This is a genomic window from Pseudomonas edaphica, from assembly GCF_005863185.1.
GTDB classification, from domain to species: Bacteria; Pseudomonadota; Gammaproteobacteria; order Pseudomonadales; family Pseudomonadaceae; genus Aquipseudomonas; species Aquipseudomonas edaphica.
This window is the reverse complement of the sequence record NZ_VBVZ01000721.1, coordinates 1-2,870: the sequence shown is the minus strand read 5'-3', so window position 1 is coordinate 2,870 and position 2,870 is coordinate 1. Positions and strand designations below refer to the sequence as shown.

General features: G+C 58.5%; 3 protein-coding genes. 1 reads left to right on the top strand and 2 read right to left on the bottom strand.

The features are described 5' to 3' along the window. A partial coding sequence (gene vapB / locus FEM54_RS29530) for a type II toxin-antitoxin system VapB family antitoxin (protein WP_138453952.1) occupies window positions 1-207 on the bottom strand: 207 nt, incomplete at its 3' end. A gap of 285 nt (window positions 208-492) precedes the next feature. Beyond that, window positions 493-1,452, bottom strand: a complete 960-nt coding sequence (locus FEM54_RS29525) for a LysR family transcriptional regulator (protein ID WP_138453951.1) — start codon at window positions 1,450-1,452, stop codon at window positions 493-495. A gap of 193 nt (window positions 1,453-1,645) precedes the next feature. Between FEM54_RS29525 and argH the strand changes: the two genes are divergently transcribed. Continuing rightward, window positions 1,646-2,870 (top strand): argininosuccinate lyase (gene argH, locus FEM54_RS29520; protein ID WP_138453950.1); only part of this gene is annotated, 1,225 nt, incomplete at its 3' end.

Sequence of the window (2,870 nt, the reverse complement as noted above, 5' to 3'; positions counted from 1 at the left end):
CGCTGGTTGCTCGCGGTCGGTCATGAAGCCAGGCGTGACCCCCTCGCCATCAAACCAGCTGTCCCATGACTCACCGGCTGGGGTGATGATTCTGGCTCTTCCGATAGAGATAACATCTACGCGCTTTACATCGTCCGGCATGGCAGCAGCTTTTGGCAAACGTACCGCTTGGCTGCGGTTGCTTTGGAATACAGAACCTTGGTCCATGATGGCCTACCTCTAGTGATCGTTTAATATCGCAACGCTACACCACAGCCTGGATATGTCAACGGGATATACATTTCGTTACGGGTCGAACCGCTGGTCATACCCTGCATTCACGAAAACACCAAAGAGCATTTGAATTTGATAAAAAATTCACTCTTCGCGCCAAAAACGTTAATGGCTTACTGAGAGGTGATGCAGGTAGGTGGGGTCGGCAGGTTGACCGAGGCGATCCCATCGCTGCCTCGCTGGGGCTCGAGAGCTCCCACATTTGAGCTTTGTTGACGCTTAGGCCGGCGTCTTCAGGTCCACGCCCAGCGCCGTTGCAAAGGCTTTCACCATCGGGCTTCTCGGCGCGTTGTGGCGCAGGATAAGGTTGAATGCCGTGCTCAGGTGAACCTGTTCCGGGCACAGTGCGCGCAGGCGCCCCTCCCTGACCAATGGCGCGGCGTAGTGTTCCGGCAGGAAGCCTAAGAAGCGGCCGGTGAGGATCAGGATGGCGACGGCTTCCACCTGTGAGGCCGAGGCAGACTGGCTGTCGTAGGTGACGAAGTTGGCTTTGTCGCGATGGATCGCGTACCGGTGGTTGACCACTTCGTATTGGCGCAGCACGTCTGGGGTGATGTCGCTCGCGTTGAACAGCGGGTGTCCTACGGCGCAGTAGGCGTGGGCTTTTTCTTCGTAGAGGGGGAAGTAGTCGAATTCTTCACGGCGCTGGTACACCGGCACGATACCGACGATCAGCCGCCCCTCCACCACGCCGCGTTCAACTTCGTCGAGTTGCGAGGCATGTAGACGCAATCTAATTTTTGGCGATTCGCTGTGTAATTTCCCCAGCGCGGTAATTAGCGGCGAATTAACGTCGGACACGGTGTTATCAATTACACCGACACTAAGGTCACCAATAAGCTCGTTTTGCGCCGAACTAAGCTTGTCGCGAAAACTGTCTACCGAGGTAAATAACTCGATGGACGCTTGATACACTAACTTGCCTTCTTCGGTCAGGCCGAACCCTTCGCGGCCCCGCGTACACAGGCGCATGCCAATGCGAATTTCGAGGTCGGAGATCTGTTTGCTGATGGCCGCCAGGCCCACGTTCAGCTCGTTTTGCGCGGCGCTGAAGCCGCCGGCTTCGACCACGGCCATGAACACGCGCAGCAGTTTGAAGTCCAGCCCGCTCAGTTGCAGGGGCGGTCGTGTGCCGGGTTTTGGCGGCATGTTTCCAGAAGTGGAAAGTGGGGTTTCCATAATACGCGTTGACCTCAAGTGCCATATTCAACAGGCTTCAACCCAGTCCTTGAACATAGCCAGGCGGCGATAATGAACATAAACATCCGCCCTTGGCAACCTTGAATACGGCGCGTCAGACGCTGGTTCAGTCTAGTTGAAATCTTATTTTTACTGCCTCCGACTCTTCTAAAAACATGCGTGAGGAATACCGATGTCCCAGCCCACCGACCGCCTTTGGGGCGCTCGTTTCAAGACCGGTCCGTCTGCTGCCTTGGCCGCGTTGTCGCGTTGCCCTGAGCGTTATTTCCGCCTGACGCCCTACGACCTCGCTGGTTCGCGTGCCCATGCCCGTGAGTTGCAGCGCGCCGGTTTGCTGGATGAGTCGGAGACCTTGCGTACCCTTGAGGCCCTGGACCGTATCGGTGAGGATTTCGCCGCCGGGCGCCTGCATCCAACCCTGGATGACGAGGACGTGCACACCTTTATCGAACGCGTATTGACCGAGCGCCTGGGCGCCTTGGGCGGCAAGTTGCGCGCCGGGCGTTCGCGTAACGATCAGACCGCCAATGACCTGCGCCTTTTCCTGCGCGACCATGCGCGCACCCTCACCACCGAGGTGTTGGGCTTGCAGCAGGCGCTGGTGGAGCAGGCCGAGCAACACATCGACAGCATTTGCCCAGGGTTCACCCATTTGCAGCAGGCGCAACCGATTGTGTTTGCCCATCACTTGTTGGCCCACGCCCAGTCGATGTTGCGTGATGTGCAACGGTTGGTGGATTGGGATGCGCGTACGGCGTTGTCGCCGTTGGGTGCGGCGGCGATGGCCGGTTCTGCCATTGCACGCCAGCCTGAGCATTCGGCCAAGGAGATGGGCTACACCGGGCCGTGCGAAAACTCCATTGATGCCGTGGCCAGCCGTGACCATGTGGCGGAATTCCTGTTTGTGGCGGGCATGCTCGGGGTGAATATTTCGCGGCTGTCGGAGGAGTTTTGCCTGTGGTCGTCGCGCCAGTTTCGCTGGGTGGTGCTGGACGATGCCTACGCCACCGGCAGCTCGATCATGCCGCAGAAAAAGAACCCGGACATTGCCGAACTGGCGCGGGGCAAGGCTGGGCGTTTGATTGGCAACCTGACCGGGTTGATGTCGACGCTCAAGTCGTTGCCGCTCTCGTACAACCGCGATTTGAGTGAAGACAAACACAGTGTGTTGGACAGCGTCGACACCTTGCTGCTGGTGCTGCCGGCGATGGCCGGGATGGTGGCGACCATGAAGGTGCAGGTGGAGGAGCTGCGCAGGCAAGCGCCGATGGGCTTCACCTTGGCAACTGAGGTGGCGGATTGGCTGGCTACCCGTGGCGTGCCGTTTAAAGAGGCGCATGAGATTACCGGCGCGTTGGTGCAAGCCTGTGAGCAGCATGAGATTGAGTTGTGGGAAG